The sequence below is a fragment of the Marinobacterium sp. MBR-109 genome (genome assembly GCF_040547565.1).
Lineage (GTDB): Bacteria > Pseudomonadota > Gammaproteobacteria > Pseudomonadales > Balneatricaceae > Marinobacterium.
Genome location: NZ_JBEPPZ010000010.1, coordinates 56,355 through 73,077, shown reverse-complemented (window position 1 = coordinate 73,077; position 16,723 = coordinate 56,355). Strand labels below are relative to the sequence as shown.

Below are 16,723 nucleotides of genomic sequence, written 5' to 3'. Positions count from 1 at the left end.
ACTCAACCTCGCGGATCGGGGTTATCAAGTACAGCTTGCGTCTGAGCCTGACGCCAGTCAGCCAGACGCTGAGCCAGAGCCGTGTCTTCGGTCGCCAGGATCTGAGCCGCCAGCAGGCCTGCATTGAATGCACCGGCACCACCGATAGCCAGAGTACCCACTGGAATGCCGCGCGGCATCTGCACAATTGACAGCAGGCTGTCCTGACCGCTGAGCGCCTTGCTCTGTACCGGAACACCCAGTACCGGTACCAGTGTCTTGGCTGCAATCATGCCCGGCAGGTGCGCGGCACCGCCAGCACCGGCAATGATCACCTTGAGACCGTTGTCTGCAGCGGTTTCGGCAAAGCGGAACATCTTGTCCGGAGTACGATGGGCGGACACCACTTCAGTATGATATTCGACACCCAGGGTATCCAGAATCGTTGCAGCCTCTTCCATGGTGGGCCAGTCTGAACGTGATCCCATCACGATCGCCACTTTTGCGCTCATCGGTTATCTACTCCCGTCATCACTCTGATTGCGCTGGCAGCTTGGGCACCAAAGCGCGATCCGGTCGGGTTTTCCGGCCAGACCGGAAAACGGAAAAGCGGAATTATAGCAAGCACCGACACAAAATTCCCCACTGGATCAACGGATACGACAGACGCGTGAGCTGGCCAGGGTGATCAGCCCCTCAAGTTCCAGCTGCATCAGCAACGCCTGCAGGCGAGACAGGGGCAAGCCTGACTCACTCACGAGGTGGTCAAGCCAGAGCGGTTCCCAGGGAATGTGTTGCAACAGCTGCTGCAGCTCGGGTGACAGTGAAGCATCCGGCAGCGGGGTCGCCTCACGGGCCGGCTTCTGCTCCGGTACCATAAGCCCCAATATACTGCCCAGCTGTTCAACGACCTGGGCGATGGTTTCAACCAGCGTTGCCCCCTCACGGATCAGGGCATGGCAGCCACGGCTGAGCGGGTTATGGATAGAGCCAGGGATGGCGAATACTTCACGCCCCTGTTCCAGTGCCTGCCGTGCCGTGATAAGCGAGCCGCTTCGCAGCGCGGCCTCCACCACCAGAGTCCCCACCGACAGACCACTGATAATGCGGTTGCGACGCGGAAAGTGCCCCTGCAGCGGCGCTGTTCCGGGTGGATATTCGGATACCAGCGCACCGCCACTGGCCAGAATCTGTTCTGACAGTCGTTGATGGCGACGCGGATAGATGCGATCGACACCGGTTCCGAGCACGGCAACCGTCGCGCAATCGGCGTCCACACACGCCTGATGTGCCGCCGCATCGATGCCCAACGCAAGACCACTGCAGGCAATGACGCCGGACTGCGCCAGTGCGGACGCAAAGTCATACGCCAGCTGCACACCGCTTCGACTGGCATGGCGGCTGCCGACAACACCCAGCTGCGGCACGTTCAGTGCCGTCACTTCGCCCTTGAGCCACAATGCCAGTGGCGGGTCCGGAATGGCCGCGAGCAACTCGGGATAGTCGGCATGGTCGAGCCCCAGCACCTGAATTCCCAGCGTGCCAGCCTGCTGCCAGAGTTGATCGGCCTCGGTGAACAACGGGCCTTGGTATTGAAACTGGTGTATCGCCTCGAGTGTATCGCGGCGCAATCGAATGGTGGGGGGCAGGGTGATCTCGGCTCTGAGCAGCCGGGTGATGCAGAGGCCTTCCTGGCGGAGTCGCGCCAGCGTTGCCGGGCCAATACCCGGCAGTTTGCTGGCTGCGATCCACTCCCTTGGATCGCTCATAACTGTTTTTTCCTTAACGTCCGGGTGTGCGCAGCTCGTCGCCGACAGAGATCACATTGGTCGCCTTGAGCACCAGGCCATAGCTGACCCGCTCAAACGCCTTGAACACCATCAACTCACCGGCACGCTCGGCAGGCAGCGACAGAATCTCGCCACTGACCGGATCCTTCACCTGTTCGCCTTTCTTGTAGACCGCAAACACATGGCCGGGCTCGACACCATCCGCTGCCCCAAAGCTCAGTGCAACAGCGTCAAACTGACCCACCTTGGCTACCCCGCCCAGCACGTCAATGATAACGGCGTCGGACAGATCGGGGCCGGGCTGCGGGTGGAAGACCGACTGAATTCGCTCTTCTCCGCTGGGCAGAAGGCGGTCCAGCTTGCGAACCTCTTCACGACTGCTGCGAAGGTCCAGCGTCAGGATATCCTCATCCCGGGCTGTGATTCGGGCATCGGCCACCTTGTACAGCTCAAAGCCAAGAAACTCGCCTGTTACCGGGTGATGGTACTCACGCGCCGGGCGGTAAAGACTCTGGATCCGGATCTCTTCATCAACCGGGGTGCCACGGGCGTAAACTCGATCACCCGCACCGGCGATGATGCTTTCGTTGCGCCCGCCAATCACATAGGGTGCGGCCTCAAGCACATCCTGATCCGTTACGATGTTGTCATTCAGAAAACTGGCGACGTCACGCAGAGGAATGGCCGGAATCGGCTGCTCCAGCGGCTGAACTCTGACCTGCGGGCTCAGTTTGCGAATGCCGCGTTTCAGCCCCAGCCTCGGCTGGCCATCAACCCAGGTCAGGTACACCACATCACCCGGGTAGATCAGGTGAGGGTTGTCGATCTGCGGGTTAACGTTCCAGACTTCAGGCCAGCGCCAGGGGCTCTGCAGAAATCGACCTGAGATGTGCCACAGGGTATCTCCCTTGACCACCACATATTCCGTCGGGTGTCCGTCCTGGAGTTGTATCCGGTCGGCACGTTCCGCTGCGGTCGCAACGCCTGCCCACATCAGGCAAGCTCCGACCAAGCCATAAAGCAATCCTCTCATTATTCAGCTCCCTTGTACGTTTCTGGCCCGGGCAACCCGCCACACGAGCGTGCTTGAAGGCCGCAAAGCAATGCATCAGGCAAGTTATTCAGTATAATGATGGCAGATCAAACTTTTTGCCACTAAACAGCCGGATTTTAACCTCCGACAAAGCAGATTACCTATGGCCAAGCTCAATATTCTTGAATTTCCTGATCCGCGTCTACGCACCATCGCGGAACCCGTCGAACAGGTGGATGATGCGATTCGTCAGCTGGTCGATGATATGTTTGAAACCATGTACGACGCACCGGGTATCGGTCTGGCCGCCACTCAGGTGAATGTGCACAAACGTGTCGTCACCATCGACATCTCTGAAGATGGCAGTGAGCCTCTGGTGCTGATCAACCCCGAGTTCACCGTACTGCAGGATGTGCTGGAACAGATGCAGGAAGGCTGTCTCTCTGTGCCCGGTTTCTATGAAGATGTTGAGCGCCCCAATCGCATTCTGCTCAAGGCGCTGGACCGTGACGGAAACCCGTATGAGCTGGAAGCGGAAGGGCTGCTGGCCGTATGTATCCAGCACGAGCTGGATCACCTCAACGGCAAACTGTTTGTGGACTATCTGACTGCGCTCAAGCGCAATCGCATTCGCGGCAAGCTGGAGAAAAAGCACCGGCTTGAAGCCCATCAGGCCTGATCCGGCCAAGCGTTCTGAAACAGGTTTGCACGCGCAAGCCTGTTTTTGTATGGAGCCCAACCATGAGTGATACCCCGCTGCGCATCATTTTTGCCGGCACGCCCGATTTCGCTGCCAGCTGCCTCGAAGCCCTGCTCAAGACTGAACATGACATTGTGGCGGTTTATACCCAACCGGACCGCCCGGCCGGGCGTGGCCGCAAGCTCCGCCCCGGCCCGGTCAAGGCGCTGGCTCAACAGCATGACCTGCCGGTATTTCAACCTCTGTCACTCAAGGACCAAGCTGAACAGCAGGCACTGCGCGAACTGAACGCGGACCTGATGGTGGTGGTGGCCTATGGCTTGCTGCTGCCACAGGCAGTCCTGGACGCACCACGTCTGGGCTGCATCAACGTACACGCATCCCTGCTGCCGCGCTGGCGCGGAGCCGCTCCAATTCATCGCGCCCTGCTGGCCGGTGACGACACCACCGGCATCACCATCATGCAGATGGACGCAGGCCTTGATACCGGTGACATGCTCAGCAAGGTCGAATGCCCGATTCTGGCTGACGATACCAGCGGGCGCCTGCATGATCGTCTGGCCGAACTGGGCGCAAGAGCTCTGGTAGAGTGTCTAGCGCCTCTGGCAGCCGGCATGCTCACCCCGGAAAAACAGGATGACAGCCAGGCCTGCTACGCGCACAAGCTGGAAAAACAGGAGGCGCAGGTCGACTGGTCACAACCGGCAGAGCGGATCGTGCGCGGCGTGCGCGGGTTTAACCCCTGGCCAGTCGCATACACTCGCCTTGGCGAAGACAATCTTCGCATCTGGTCTGCAGCCGCCGACCCACATGGCAGCAATGCCACACCCGGCACCATCATCGAGTCCTCTGCCGACACCATCCGAGTGGCAGCAGGTGAGGGCAGTGTATTGCTGACCGAACTGCAACTGCCCGGCGGCAAGCCTCAGCCGGTCAAAACGCTCATGAACGCCCATCAGGCACGCTTTGCAACGGGAGTTAAACTTGGCTGATTCCATCAATGTACGCGCCCTGGCCGCTCAGGTACTGGCCCCCTTGCTGCGCCAACACGGCTCACTCAGCAGCCACCTGCCCGACGCCCTGCAACACTGTCCGGAACAGGACCGCGCTCTGCTGCAGCAGCTTTGCTTTGGCACCATGCGTGAGCTGTTTCGACTTGAAGTCATTGCCGACAGCCTGCTTAAAAAGCCCTTTCAGGACCGCGACTATGAGCTTCAGGCGCTCTTGCTGATCGGGCTGTGGCAATTGCGTCACAGCCGTATTCCGGCCCACGCCGCATTGAATGAAACCGTGGATGCCACTTCCGCTCTCAACCATGACTGGGCCCGCAAGCTGATCAATGCAGTACTGCGCCGCTATCAGCGTGAAGCCGAGCAGCTGGAAGCAGGGCTTGCCAGCAATCCACAGTTCCGCTGGAACCATCCCCAGTGGATGGTCAGCAAACTTGAGCACAACTGGCCCGAGCACTGGAAAACCATTCTTGAGGCCAACGATCAGCAAGCCCCAATGACCCTTAGGGTTAATAAGCGCCAACTTACTCTGGAGAGCGCTCAAACTAAGCTCCAAGAGGCCGAGATACTCTCTTCACCAGGGCAGTTCAGTGATACGGCACTGGTGCTGGAACACGCGGTAGATGTGCGTCGCATCCCCGGCTTTGATCAGGGTCTTTTCAGTGTGCAGGACGAAGCCGCCCAACTGGCAGCCGGTTTGCTGGATGCCAGAGCAGGGCAACGGGTACTGGACGCCTGTGCCGCGCCGGGAGGCAAGCTGTGTCACCTGCTCGAAGCCACACCCGGGCTGCAGGACGTGGTAGCCGTCGAGCTTGAGCCGGCCCGCGTGCAGCGCATGACAGACAACTTGATGCGACTGAAGCTGGAGCTGGAGTGCCGACTGCTGACCGCCGATGCAACCAGCCAGGACTGGTGGGACAGGCAGCCCTTTGATCGCATTCTGATCGATGCCCCCTGCAGCGGTTCCGGCGTCATTCGCCGTCACCCCGATATCAAGCTGCTGCGCCGTGGCGAAGACATTAACGCACTGGCACAGGTGCAACTCAACATCCTCAATAACCTCTGGTCGATGTTGTCACCGGGCGGGCGTCTGGTGTACGCCACCTGTTCGGTGTTCAGTCAGGAGAATGAGCGCATCATTGAGCGCTTCCTGAAGCAGCGGCCCGACGCATGCCACGTACCGATCAATGCCAACTGGGGTGAAGCAAGGCCTTACGGTCGCCAGCTGTTTCCGCAGCCCGCTGGCCATGACGGTTTCTATTATGCTGTTCTGATCAAAGCAGAGGAGCCCGCAGCTTCATGAAAATCATTATCCTGGGTGCCGGTCAGGTCGGTGGATCTCTGGCTGAACACCTTGCCAACGAAGCCAATGACATCACCGTAATTGATACCGATGCGGCTCGGCTGCGTGAACTTCAGGATCGGCTCGATATCCGCACGGTAGAAGGCAAGGCCTCCTATCCATCGGTGCTGGGTCAGGCCGGGGCACAGGATGCGGACATGCTGATTGCCGTCACCAACAGTGACGAAGTCAACATGATCGCCTGTCAGATTGCGCGAGGACTGTTCAATATCCCCACCAAGATTGCACGTGTGCGCGAACATGACTACCTGCAGAAAGATCAGGCCATATTCAGTGGTGACAAGGGTATTCCGGTTGATGTCCTGATCAGTCCCGAAGAGCTGGTTACCCAGCATATCAAGCGCATGATTCAATACCCCGGCGCACTGCAGGTACTGGACTTTGCGGGCGGGCAGGCTCAGCTGGTAGCGGTCAAGGCCTACTATGGCGGCCCGCTGGTTGGCCGTGAGATCTCCTTCCTGCGTTCGCACATGCCCAACATCGACACCCGCGTTGCCGCCATCTTCCGCCAGGATCATCCCATGATCCCCAAGGGGGACACCGTAATTGAAGCCGATGATGAGGTGTTTTTCATCGCCGCACGGCGTGATATTCGTGCAGTCATGAGCGAGCTGCGCCGTCTGGACCGATCCTACAAGCGCATCATCATTGCCGGCGGAGGCAATATCGGCGCCCGTCTGGCCAGCTCCATTGAAAACGACTACCAGGTCAAGCTGATCGAGCACAACCTGTCACGCTGCAACCTGTTGGCCCGCGACCTCAACAACACCATTGTGCTGCACGGCAGCGCCTCCGATCGTGATCTTCTGATTGAGGAAAACATCGAAGACACGGATGTATTCTGTGCCCTGACCAACGACGACGAAGCCAATATCATGGCCTCCATGCTGGCCAAGCGTCTGGGTGCGCGTACCGTCATGACACTGATCAACAACCCCGCCTATGTTGATCTGGTTCAGGGCGGGGTGATCGACATCGCCATTTCACCCCAGCAAACCACCATTGGCGCATTGCTGACGCACGTCCGCCGCGGTGATGTGGCAGCCGTACACTCGCTGCGCCGCGGCGCTGCTGAAGCACTGGAGGCGGTTGCCCATGGTGACCGCAAAAGCTCCAAAGTGGTTGGACGCGCAATCGAGGAGATCGACCTGCCGCCGGGCACTACGATCGGCGCCATCATTCGCGGTAATGAGGTCTTGATCGCCCATGACGATCTGGTCATCGAAAACGATGATCATGTCATTCTGTTTCTGGTCGACAAGCGACGTATTGCTGAAGTCGAGCGCCTGTTCCAGGTCGGTCTGGCTTTCTTCTGAGGCGACAGCATGCACTTTCAGGTCATTTTACGAATTCTCGGCATACTGCTGATGATCTTCAGCATCACCCAGCTGCCGCCGCTTGGAGTGTCGCTGTTCTATGAGGACGCCACTCACTGGGCGTTCATCTCCGCCTTTGCCATTACGCTGGCGACCGGCTTCATTATCTGGGTCCCGGTCTATACCGCCAAACAGGAACTCAGTATCCGTGATGGTTTTCTCGTTACCGTGCTGTTCTGGACGGTTCTGGGCGTGTTCGGTTCGCTGCCCCTGATGCTGGCCGAGTCACCGGGACTGACAGCGGTTGATGCCGTTTTCGAGTCGATCTCGGGCCTGACCACCACCGGTGCCACCGTAATGACGGGACTGGATCAGCTGCCACGCTCCATTCTCTATTATCGTCAGCAGCTGCAGTGGCTTGGCGGCATGGGGATCATCGTGCTGGCGGTTGCCATTCTGCCAATGCTCGGTATCGGGGGAATGCAGCTTTACCGTGCTGAGGCGCCGGGGCCAGTCAAGGACAACAAGCTGACACCACGCATCACCGAAACCGCTAAGGCACTCTGGTATATCTACCTGTCCCTGACCATCGCCTGCGCAGCGGCGTATTGGCTTGCGGGCATGACGCCGTTCGATGCCATCGGGCACAGCTTTTCCACGGTCGCCATCGGTGGCTTTTCCACCCATGACGCCAGCATTGGCTATTTCGACAGCGCCGTTATCGAGTCGATCGGCATCTTCTTTATGGTGGTGGCCGGCATCAACTTTGGCCTGCACTTTTTTGCCTGGCGGCATCACACGCTGACGCACTATCTGAAAGATCCCGAGGTGCAGTTTTATCTGTCACTGCTCGGTCTTGTGATCCTGCTGACGCTGTTCGTGCTGGTAATGACTCATACTTATCCCGCCGTCGAAGCGTTGCGCAAGGCGGCTTTCATGGTCGTCTCCATCGCTACAACCACCGGCTACGCCACCGCAGACTTTGCCAGCTGGCCCGCCATGCTGCCCTTCATGCTGTTCGTGCTGGCGTTTGTCGGCGGCTGTGCCAGCTCAACGGCCGGCGGCATGAAAGCCATTCGTGTCCTGTTGATCCTGAAGCAGGGCTATCGTGAGATTCTGCGCCTGATCCACCCCAATGCCGTGATTCCGGTCAAGCTCGGGCAGAGGCCCATACCGGACCGTATTCTGCAGGCGGTGTGGGGGTTCTTTTCGGTGTACCTGATTGTATTCGTGATTATGCTGATCGCACTGCTGGCCACCGGTCTTGACCAGATCACGGCCTGGTCAGCCGTAGGTGCAACCCTCAACAACCTGGGCCCCGGGTTGGGCGATGTATCCGCTCATTTCGGCGGCCTCAACGCAACGGCCAAATGGATTCTGTGTCTGGCCATGCTGCTGGGTCGTCTTGAAGTGTTCACCATGCTGGTACTGTTCACGCCCGCCTTCTGGCGCCGGTGATCAGTCGTAAAAGCGTGGTGCACCTTCAGGCTGATGACTGAAGCGGCGGTATTCCCATTGATACTGGGCGGGCAGGGCTCGTACGCAGGCTTCCACGGAGCGATTCATGGCCGTGGCAGCCTGTTCCAGATCCTTACTGTTGATCTCGGGGTCAGCCCGACGAAAGTGCAGATCAAACCCCTCGGCCTGTGGCAACCGCTCGGCATAGCCACAAATCACGACCGCACCGGTCTGGGCGGCCAGCTGCGGTAACAGCTTCATGGTCAGGGCCTGATTGCCAAAGAAGGGCACATGAATACCGCCGCTGGCATCCGGCTCCTGATCCGGCAGGATACCCACCATCTCGCCACGGCGCAGTGCTTTCATCACCATTCGCACACCACGGGTATCAGCCGGAGCCATTCGGGTTCCCAGCCGTGCCCGCATGCGCTTGATCAGGTCGTCCATAAGCTTAAGCCGTGGCGGTTTGTACATCGCGGTAAAGGGGTAGTGGGCCGATAGCCACAGGTTAAGCACTTCCCAGTTGCCCAGATGAGGGGCTATCAGAATGACGCCCTTGCCCTCTGCAACAGCACCGCTGACTATTTCTTCATTATGAATGTGACGGATTTTCTTCAGTGTGCGCTTGGCCGGCCACAGCCAGGCCATCCCCATTTCACAGAATGAGCTGCCGGTCTGTCTCAGGCTTTCACGCACCAGTTGATCCTGCGCATCCGAGCCAAGTTCGGGAAAGCAGCGGCTGATATTGCGCCGGGTCTGAAACGTCATCTTGGCGCTGTCACCCTTGCGCCACAGACGACCTCCCAGCCAGCGCCCCAGCCCCTGTGAGGCCTTCAACGGCAGCAGAGACAGAAGTCCAAGCACCAGAACCGCCAGTATCGCCTTGATCTGTTTCAAAGTGTTCTCCGTCAAATTCATATGCTCAGTCGTTGATTATAAATCACTGTCACGGCCCATGGCGAAAATGACGCGGGTGAGGCGTCTTGGCTGTGCATTCAGTGATCGTGCAACAGGTCATAAAACCTGCAGATCATGTATAATTCGGCTCTTATTTCGACCACATCCAACAACAATGGTGATTTCCGTGACTGACAAGGTGACTCCAGACGTTAGCACATTCCAGGGACTGATCCTGGCCCTGCAACAATACTGGGCCGAACAGGGCTGTGTCATCGTGCAGCCACTGGACCTGGAGGTGGGCGCCGGTACTTTCCACCCCTGTACGTTCCTGCGCGCCATCGGCCCCGAGACATGGCGCTCTGCCTATGTGCAGCCAAGCCGCCGTCCAACCGATGGCCGTTATGGTGAGAACCCCAACCGCCTGCAACACTACTACCAGTTCCAGACTGTGCTCAAACCCTCTCCCGACAACATCCAGGATCTGTATCTGGGTTCACTGGAGCGACTGGGGATCGATCTGTCGATCCATGATGTGCGCTTTGTCGAAGACAACTGGGAATCACCCACTCTGGGTGCCTGGGGCCTTGGCTGGGAAGTTTGGCTCAACGGCATGGAAGTAACCCAGTTCACATACTTCCAGCAGGCGGGCGGTCTTGAGTGCTATCCGGTCACCGGTGAAATCACCTACGGGCTTGAGCGTATCGCCATGTATCTGCAGGGTGTAGACAGCATCTACGACCTGATCTGGGCGCGCTATCCGGACGGCAGCACCGTGAGCTATGGTGACGTATTCCACCAAAACGAAGTTGAGATGTCCGCTTACAACTTTGAACATGCTGATGTACCGGCACTGTTTACCAGCTTTGATCACTATGAATCCGAGTGCCAGAAGCTGCTGGCTGCCGATCTTCCGCTGCCGGCCTATGAGATGGTGCTGAAGGCCTCACACACCTTCAACCTGCTGGATGCCCGCCATGCCATCTCCGTTACCGAGCGCCAGCGTTATATTCTGCGTGTGCGGACGCTGGCACGCGATGTCGCCAGTGCATATTTCGAGAAACGCCGCGCGCTTGGTTTCCCGCTGGCCCCTGAAGCGATCCGGGCAGAAGTCCTGTCTGCCTGCGAGGAGGATAAGTAATGTCTCAGCACGATTTCCTGGTTGAACTGGGCACCGAAGAACTGCCACCCAAGGCGCTTAAAACACTCTCTGCTGCCTTCCTCAATGGCATCACTGCAGGCCTTGATGCAGCCGGCATCGCCTATACTGCTGCAACCCCTTTTGCGTCACCACGTCGTCTGGCCGTTCTGATCAACAGCATCCAGCCACAGCAGCCCGACCGCAGCATCGAGAAGCGCGGCCCCGCCACTCAGGCCCCCGAAAAAGCCGTACAGGGCTTTGCAGGCTCCTGCGGTGTCGGCATCGATCAACTCGAAGTGATGGAAACACCCAAAGGCAGCTACTACGTATACCGCGGCGTCGAGAAAGGACAGAGTACCGTTGCCTTGCTGCCTGACATCATCAATGAATCCCTGCACAAGCTGCCCATCCCCAAGCGCATGCGCTGGGGCTCATCGCGCACCGAGTTTGTGCGCCCGGTGAAATGGCTGGTCATGCTGCTGGGTGATGAAGTCGTTGACGCCGAAGTGCTTGGCCTCAAGGCTGGACGCAAGACCCGCGGCCATCGCTTCCACTACAACCATGAGATCGAGATCATGGTGCCGGCCGACTACCAAAAGACCCTGCTGGATACCGGCAAGGTCATTGCTGACTTCGCTGCGCGACGTGAAATGATCCGCGAACAGGTCGTTCGTGAAGGCGAGCGCATCGGCGGCACAGCCCAGATTGACGAGGATCTTCTGGATGAAGTGACAGCACTGAACGAGTGGCCAGTCGCGCTGACCGGTCGCTTTGAGGAGCGCTTCCTCGACGTTCCAGCCGAGGCACTGATCTCCTCCATGAAGGAGAACCAGAAATACTTCCACGCGCTGGATGCCGAAGGCAAACTGATGCCTTACTTCATCACACTGGCCAACATCGAATCCAAAGACCCGCAGCAGGTTATTGAGGGTAACGAGAAAGTCATTCGCCCGCGCCTTGCTGATGCCGCATTCTTCTTTGACACCGACAAGAAGCAGCCGCTTGAGACCCGTATCGAAAAGCTCAAGAGTGTTGTTTTCCAGCAGCAACTCGGCACCATTTTCGAGAAGACTCAGCGCATCGAAGGGCTCGCCTCAGCCATTGCCAATCTGATTGGTGGCGATAGCCAGTACGCACAGCGCGCTGCCTCTTTGAGCAAGTGCGACCTGATGACAGACATGGTGTTTGAATTCACTGAACTGCAGGGCTTGATGGGGTATCACTATGCACTGCATGATGGCGAAGCCGAAGAGGTCGCTCAGGCACTGGATGAGCAGTACATGCCCCGTTTCGCCGGCGACAGCCTGCCCTCAACTCGTACAGGCATCGCACTGGCCATCGCTGATCGACTGGACACCCTGACCGGCCTGTTTGGCATCAACCAGCCGCCTACAGGCTCAAAGGATCCATTTGCCCTGCGTCGTGCCGCACTGGGCGTTCTGCGTATCATTGTAGAGCACAAACTCGACATTGATCTGCACGAACTGCTCAGCATCGCCGTTGCCCAGCACAAGGATCTGCCTGCCGCTGACGGCCTTGTCGATCGTGTACTTGATTTCATGCTGGACCGTTTCCGTGCCTGGTATGACGACCGCGGCATCAGCGCCGAGACCTTTCTTTCAGTGCACGCGCTTCGGCCCACCAGCCCGCTGGACTTTGACCGCCGCATTGATGCCGTTAACCATTTCCGCAATCTCCCGGAAGCGGCGGCGCTGGCTTCTGCCAACAAACGGGTCAGCAACATTCTGGCAAAGCAGGGTGGTGACATTTCCACTGACACAAACTCTGCACTGCTGCATGAAAAGGCTGAACGTGATCTGTGTGAGCAGCTTGACGCCATCGAGCGCGAGATAACCCCTCTGTTTGAGCGTGGCGAATACCGGAACGCCCTTGAGCGACTTGCTCAGCTGCGCCAGAGCGTCGACAGCTTCTTTGATCAGGTGATGGTGATGGCAGACGATGAAGCCCTCAAGCTTAATCGTCTGGCCTTGCTGGCTCGACTCCGCCGACTATTCCTCGGCGTTGCCGATATCTCACTGCTGGGCTGACCTGATCCATGTCCTCAAAAAACCCCGCATTGCGGGGTTTTTTTATTGCTCGCGCCAATGTTCCACGTGGAACATGCTTCGTTTCAATGACTAATATTAAATAGCAAGTCAGTGTTCCACGTGGAACATTAAAACAAGAATAGAGTAGTTGGCTTAGGCAAGGTGAGGCTTATATCAAAAAGGGGGTTCACATCCTACAGGATGTTATCAATCTCAGGAGAGCTCGTCGCCGAGTTTATTCCAGCAGCGGAATGAACTCATCTGTATCACCGCTTACTTTGGGAAATAATCCAGCTTTCCAATCCGCCTTAGCCTGATTGATTTGCGTAAACCGCTGAAGGTTGCCACCCATTCCACGTGAAGCCTGCCACTCGGACCAGAGCAAGGCTGCCACCCATCGGGGCGTAGCGACGCGGGGTTTCTCTTCTTACTCCGAAGTCTCAGTGGCCGTCAACTTTGCCTGCTGTTTTCGCATGGATTCGCCCCGCAGGTTGATCTTGTAGGCGTTGTGCACGAGCCGGTCCAGGATGGCATCCGCCAGAGTGGCGTCACCGATCACGCCATGCCATTCCTCGATGGGTAGTTGGCTGGTCGCGATAGTGGAGCGCCTGCCATGCCGGTCCTCCAACACCTCCAGCAAGTCTCGCCGGTTCTCTGCGCTCAGCTTCATCAGTCCCCAGTCATCCAGGATCAGCACGTCAACCTTGGCCAGACTGATCAGGAGCTTTGAGTATTGGCCATCGCCCTTGGCAATGGTCAGCTCTCGTAACAGCCGCGTCAGGCGCACGTACTGGGCGGTGTAACCCTCCCGGCAGGCTTTGTGTGCCAGAGCACAGGCCAACCAGGTTTTCCCGACCCCTGTGGGGCCGGTGATGAGTATGTTCAGGTGTTCCTTCACCCACTTGCAGCTGGCCAGGTTCTGGATAAGCCCTTTATCCAGGCCCCGTGAGTTCCGGTAATCAATGTCTTCGAGGATCGCGGTGTGTCGCAGCTTGGCACGTCGCAACCGGCTGCTCATTCGACGGTTCTCGCGTTCAGTCATTTCCCGGTCGACCAATAGTCCAAGGCGCTCCTCGAAGCTCAGGTCGGTAATGTCAGGAGTAGCTGACTGATCCGCCAGAGCGGCGGCCATGCCGGTCAGTTTGAGGGCGTGGAGCTTATCCAGCGTAGGATGCTTTAACATGTCAGATTCCTTCAGTGGTAGTACGCAGGGCCGCGGATGTTGTCGTGTGTGTCGGGCAAGGCCAGTTCCTGTTGCTCTTCCAGTGGCTGCTCATCCAGACGGTGTTTGAGGATCGATTCGATGCTCTTGTATCGGCAACTGCCCAGCATCAGGGCGCGTTGGCAGGCATGTTCTAATCGTGTCTCGCCATAGCTCTGGCCCAGCCGGAGAATACCCAGACAGGAACGATAGGCCTGTTGAGGATGCTTTCTCGCCCCCAGCGCTGTGCGGATGAGCTTTTCGGTTGCCGGTCCGATCTTGGCCGCCCAAGCGATCAAGCGTTCCGGTGACCACTCGCCGGCCTGGCGATGGGACTCCGGCATGTGAGCAGTGATGGTGCTATGCCGGCCCTTCTGATCAGAACGCCGGTGGCTAGCGACTCGGTCACCCCGGTAGAAGCATTCGATGGTGTTGTGGGTCATCCGGACCTCCACCTCTTTCTTGATTAGGGTGTAGGGCACCGAGTAGTAATGGCCGTCGATGGCGACGTGGTAGTCGATGTGTACCCTGGCTTTCTTCCACTCCGCGTAGACATACGGCTCTGCCGGCAACGGTTGTAGAACCGGTTGGTCCAGCTGTTTGAAGTGGTCGAGCCGGCACCCGGGCAGCTTGCGGAAGCGGCGTTTGTTAAGCCGCTCCAGCAGCTCACGGATGGTGGCGTTGAGTTGCCCCAGAGAGAAGTGCTGACGGTGACGCAGAGCCGCCAGGATCCAGCGCTCGACGATCAGTACACCGCCTTCCACCTTGGCCTTGTCACGGGGCTTGCGAACTCTTGTCGGGACAACGGCCACACCATAATGGCCAGCCATATCCTGATAGGTCGGGTTGAGATCCGGCTCGTAGCGATGGGCCTTGCTGACGCCGGAGCGGAGGTTGTCCGGAACCACCAGTTCCGGCACTCCACCCAGGAACTCGAAGGTCCGGATGTGGGAGCCGATCCAGTCCGGTAAGGTCTGGCTCCAAGTCGCCTCGGCATAGGTGTAATTGGACGCACCCATCACCGCCACAAAGACTTGCGCCTCATGGATCTCACCGGTGGTGCGGTCAATGACGGGAACGGTCTGTCCGGCATAGTCTACGAACAGCTTCTCCCCGGCCCGGTGATCCTGGCGCATGACCAGATCCAGCTTACCCTGCCAGGCCCGGTAATGGTCGCAGAACCAGCTGTATTGGTAGCCATCCGGATTGGCTTCCCGGTATTCCTGCCAGAGCAGGAACAGGGTGACGTTCTTGCCCCGGAGCTCATCATGGATGCGCTGCCAGTCTGGAATGCCCCTGGCCTGTGCCGGCAAAGCCGGTGGTGGCGGGAACAATCGCTGCTCCAACTGAGCTTCACTCAGACCCTCTGGCAACGGCCAGCCAAGATCTGCTTCAGCAGCACGCCGGAGATACTCGCTTACGGTGGGGCGGCTGACGCCGCAGGCGGCGGCAACCTGACGGTTGCTCAGCCCTCGCTCCCACTTGAGGCGAAGGACTTCTTTGATTTTACGCATGGATAACCTCTTCGCTGGCATCAGGCCCTCTCCGGATGAAAAGGGTCAGAGTACCGTTAGTTATCCCGCGTCAAACGTTTTGATGGGGAAGTCAGGCAGCCTGCCGTGGTGGCAGCTTTGCCGTGGAATCAGTGGCAGCTTTCGCGTGGAATGGGTGGCAGGCTTCATCTGGAATCAGTGGCAACCTTGGTCTAGAATACGCAGTTCGAAATCAGGCGTGTACCGGCGCATCTGGCCGTCGCACTCAAAGTAGACCGAAATAGGCTGCTCTCGGTAACGGACAACATCCGGCGAGAACTCGAAGAGGGCGCAGGCCTTCTGCTCAAGCTGAGACTCCCAGGCCACAAGCCGGTTGTTCTTGGTGGATGGGTAGAAACCGACAACGCGTCCCGTTGTCGGTCGCACTGGCTCCCGAGCTCGCTTCTCTTTACGTAGCGGCCCAGATTTCAGGCGTAGCTGTGCTTCCTGCCGTGTGCCGAACGGCACAACAGTATTTTTTGAAGACATGAGTACCCCTTACTCTGGCGAGTAATGAAGTTAATTGACTGGCTTAATGTCTATGCGGGTGAATTGACGGGCAGGGAGCAAGCAAGGATACTTAGATTTCTGACGTCGTAAGCTTTCTTGCTTGCGCCACTAGCGGGACAATCCACCTGGTGCGTCCCGTTATATCTACATAGTGATACCCTCCTGTGAGCCAGAGCCCAACCCAAGCACTTTCCGTATGATCAGCACCTGATCTCCGTTTAATGACCCGAGGTGGCTTTTCAGATCGTGGACCATCTCAAACTCGTCCTGCGACATGCCGTCCGGCAACCGGAACGTCATCTCGGATAGCTCTACAGAGTGCCAAAGCCGCTCCTGTTCATCCCGAGACAAGTTCAGATTCTTGATGAGTCGCTTGAGTACAGCTGTCGACGGTGGTCCCTTACGCCCCCTTTCCAGGGTGCTGACATAGCAAGGATTGATGCCCATCAGATCGGCTAGCTGCTTCTGCTGCATACGGCGGCTACGCCTAAGATGTTCAAGATAGGTACCGAAGGGGGTCATAGACTCGCGGTCCGGAACTGTGCATTTATCGTACAGAATAGAGAAAATATTCAAGGGTCGTCAAACACTAAATGCCAATATTTTCTTTTAAAATCAAAATGATACAATTTGATTTTCAATGAATATCATTTTGATAAGTTCCTCGCGCTGGCGGTGCTATATACCCAGTGGGAGTAACTCCATTGTCAGTTCATCCGAATGAGTCCAATCTAGGCAATAAAGA

15 protein-coding genes are annotated in these 16,723 nt (G+C 57.8%); 7 read left to right on the top strand and 8 right to left on the bottom strand.

Annotation, left to right across the window (positions count from 1 at the left end):
* Positions 1–2: 2 nt before the first annotated feature.
* From purE to ABIE60_RS13030, 3 genes are all read right to left on the bottom strand, one after another.
* Entirely contained in the window at positions 3–491 is a 489-nt protein-coding gene (purE, locus tag ABIE60_RS13040; RefSeq protein ID WP_354469962.1) for a 5-(carboxyamino)imidazole ribonucleotide mutase, read from the bottom strand.
* 138 nt (positions 492–629) lie between these two features.
* Positions 630–1,748: a DNA-processing protein DprA gene (gene dprA, locus ABIE60_RS13035; protein ID WP_354469961.1), complete on the bottom strand. Its 1,119-nt coding sequence runs from the start codon at positions 1,746–1,748 to the stop codon at positions 630–632.
* Positions 1,749–1,761: 13 nt separating this feature from the next.
* Positions 1,762–2,802 (bottom strand): LysM peptidoglycan-binding domain-containing protein, encoded by a 1,041-nt coding sequence (locus ABIE60_RS13030; protein WP_354469960.1) that lies wholly within the window; start codon positions 2,800–2,802, stop codon positions 1,762–1,764.
* 163 nt (positions 2,803–2,965) lie between these two features.
* On the opposite strand from ABIE60_RS13030, the gene def reads away from it, so the two are divergent.
* From def to ABIE60_RS13005, 5 genes are all read left to right on the top strand, one after another.
* A complete protein-coding gene (gene def, locus ABIE60_RS13025) occupies positions 2,966–3,481 on the top strand; it encodes a peptide deformylase (RefSeq protein ID WP_354469959.1) in 516 nt (171 codons plus the stop codon).
* A 62-nt stretch (positions 3,482–3,543) separates the two neighbouring features.
* Positions 3,544–4,494 (top strand): methionyl-tRNA formyltransferase, encoded by a 951-nt coding sequence (gene fmt, locus ABIE60_RS13020; RefSeq protein WP_354469958.1) that lies wholly within the window; start codon positions 3,544–3,546, stop codon positions 4,492–4,494.
* The gene (gene rsmB, locus ABIE60_RS13015) at positions 4,487–5,815 is read left to right on the top strand and encodes a 16S rRNA (cytosine(967)-C(5))-methyltransferase RsmB (protein ID WP_354469957.1); all 1,329 of its coding nucleotides are present in this window, start codon (positions 4,487–4,489) and stop codon (positions 5,813–5,815) included. The genes fmt and rsmB overlap by 8 nt, the downstream gene beginning before the upstream one ends.
* Positions 5,812–7,191 (top strand): Trk system potassium transporter TrkA, encoded by a 1,380-nt coding sequence (trkA, locus tag ABIE60_RS13010; protein ID WP_354469956.1) that lies wholly within the window; start codon positions 5,812–5,814, stop codon positions 7,189–7,191. Before rsmB ends, trkA begins: the two co-directional genes overlap by 4 nt.
* Positions 7,192–7,200: 9 nt before the next feature.
* The gene (locus tag ABIE60_RS13005) at positions 7,201–8,649 is read left to right on the top strand and encodes a TrkH family potassium uptake protein (protein WP_354469955.1); all 1,449 of its coding nucleotides are present in this window, start codon (positions 7,201–7,203) and stop codon (positions 8,647–8,649) included.
* Here the strand turns inward: ABIE60_RS13005 and ABIE60_RS13000 are convergent, their stop codons facing one another.
* Entirely contained in the window at positions 8,650–9,546 is an 897-nt protein-coding gene (locus ABIE60_RS13000; RefSeq protein ID WP_354469954.1) for a lysophospholipid acyltransferase family protein, read from the bottom strand. It abuts the gene before it with no gap.
* 175 nt (positions 9,547–9,721) lie between these two features.
* Here ABIE60_RS13000 and glyQ point away from each other — a divergent pair, with 175 nt between their 5' ends.
* Together glyQ and glyS are read left to right on the top strand one after the other, a co-directional pair.
* Positions 9,722–10,687, top strand: a complete 966-nt coding sequence (gene glyQ, locus ABIE60_RS12995) for a glycine--tRNA ligase subunit alpha (protein WP_354469953.1) — start codon at positions 9,722–9,724, stop codon at positions 10,685–10,687.
* Entirely contained in the window at positions 10,687–12,735 is a 2,049-nt protein-coding gene (glyS, locus tag ABIE60_RS12990; protein WP_354469952.1) for a glycine--tRNA ligase subunit beta, read from the top strand. The genes glyQ and glyS overlap by 1 nt, the downstream gene beginning before the upstream one ends.
* Before the next feature lie 427 nt (positions 12,736–13,162).
* Here glyS and istB read toward each other — a convergent pair whose 3' ends face one another.
* From istB to ABIE60_RS12970, 4 genes are all read right to left on the bottom strand, one after another.
* On the bottom strand, positions 13,163–13,918 hold the full coding sequence (gene istB, locus ABIE60_RS12985; protein ID WP_354469951.1) for an IS21-like element ISSpu5 family helper ATPase IstB: 756 nt from the start codon (positions 13,916–13,918) through the stop codon (positions 13,163–13,165).
* Positions 13,919–13,929: 11 nt separating this feature from the next.
* The gene (istA, locus tag ABIE60_RS12980; RefSeq protein ID WP_354469950.1) at positions 13,930–15,471 is read right to left on the bottom strand and encodes an IS21 family transposase; all 1,542 of its coding nucleotides are present in this window, start codon (positions 15,469–15,471) and stop codon (positions 13,930–13,932) included.
* A 153-nt stretch (positions 15,472–15,624) separates the two neighbouring features.
* Positions 15,625–15,855 (bottom strand): hypothetical protein, encoded by a 231-nt coding sequence (locus ABIE60_RS12975; protein WP_354469949.1) that lies wholly within the window; start codon positions 15,853–15,855, stop codon positions 15,625–15,627.
* Positions 15,856–16,122: 267 nt separating this feature from the next.
* Positions 16,123–16,500 (bottom strand): helix-turn-helix domain-containing protein, encoded by a 378-nt coding sequence (locus ABIE60_RS12970; RefSeq protein ID WP_354469948.1) that lies wholly within the window; start codon positions 16,498–16,500, stop codon positions 16,123–16,125.
* Positions 16,501–16,723: the final 223 nt, after the last annotated feature.

What these genes read in the sequence shown, in the direction of transcription:
- istA (WP_354469950.1), bottom strand. Translation starts at nt 15,471, where the DNA reads ATGCCAGCGAAGAGGTTATCCATGCGTAAAATCAAAGAAGTCCTTCGC.
- ABIE60_RS13030 (WP_354469960.1), bottom strand. Translation starts at nt 2,802, where the DNA reads ATGAGAGGATTGCTTTATGGCTTGGTCGGAGCTTGCCTGATGTGGGCA.
- ABIE60_RS12970 (WP_354469948.1), bottom strand. Translation starts at nt 16,500, where the DNA reads ATGACCCCCTTCGGTACCTATCTTGAACATCTTAGGCGTAGCCGCCGT.
- dprA (WP_354469961.1), bottom strand. Translation starts at nt 1,748, where the DNA reads ATGAGCGATCCAAGGGAGTGGATCGCAGCCAGCAAACTGCCGGGTATT.
- purE (WP_354469962.1), bottom strand. Translation starts at nt 491, where the DNA reads ATGAGCGCAAAAGTGGCGATCGTGATGGGATCACGTTCAGACTGGCCC.
- def (WP_354469959.1), top strand. Translation starts at nt 2,966, where the DNA reads ATGGCCAAGCTCAATATTCTTGAATTTCCTGATCCGCGTCTACGCACC.
- fmt (WP_354469958.1), top strand. Translation starts at nt 3,544, where the DNA reads ATGAGTGATACCCCGCTGCGCATCATTTTTGCCGGCACGCCCGATTTC.
- ABIE60_RS13005 (WP_354469955.1), top strand. Translation starts at nt 7,201, where the DNA reads ATGCACTTTCAGGTCATTTTACGAATTCTCGGCATACTGCTGATGATC.
- glyQ (WP_354469953.1), top strand. Translation starts at nt 9,722, where the DNA reads ATGGTGATTTCCGTGACTGACAAGGTGACTCCAGACGTTAGCACATTC.
- glyS (WP_354469952.1), top strand. Translation starts at nt 10,687, where the DNA reads ATGTCTCAGCACGATTTCCTGGTTGAACTGGGCACCGAAGAACTGCCA.
- istB (WP_354469951.1), bottom strand. Translation starts at nt 13,918, where the DNA reads ATGTTAAAGCATCCTACGCTGGATAAGCTCCACGCCCTCAAACTGACC.
- trkA (WP_354469956.1), top strand. Translation starts at nt 5,812, where the DNA reads ATGAAAATCATTATCCTGGGTGCCGGTCAGGTCGGTGGATCTCTGGCT.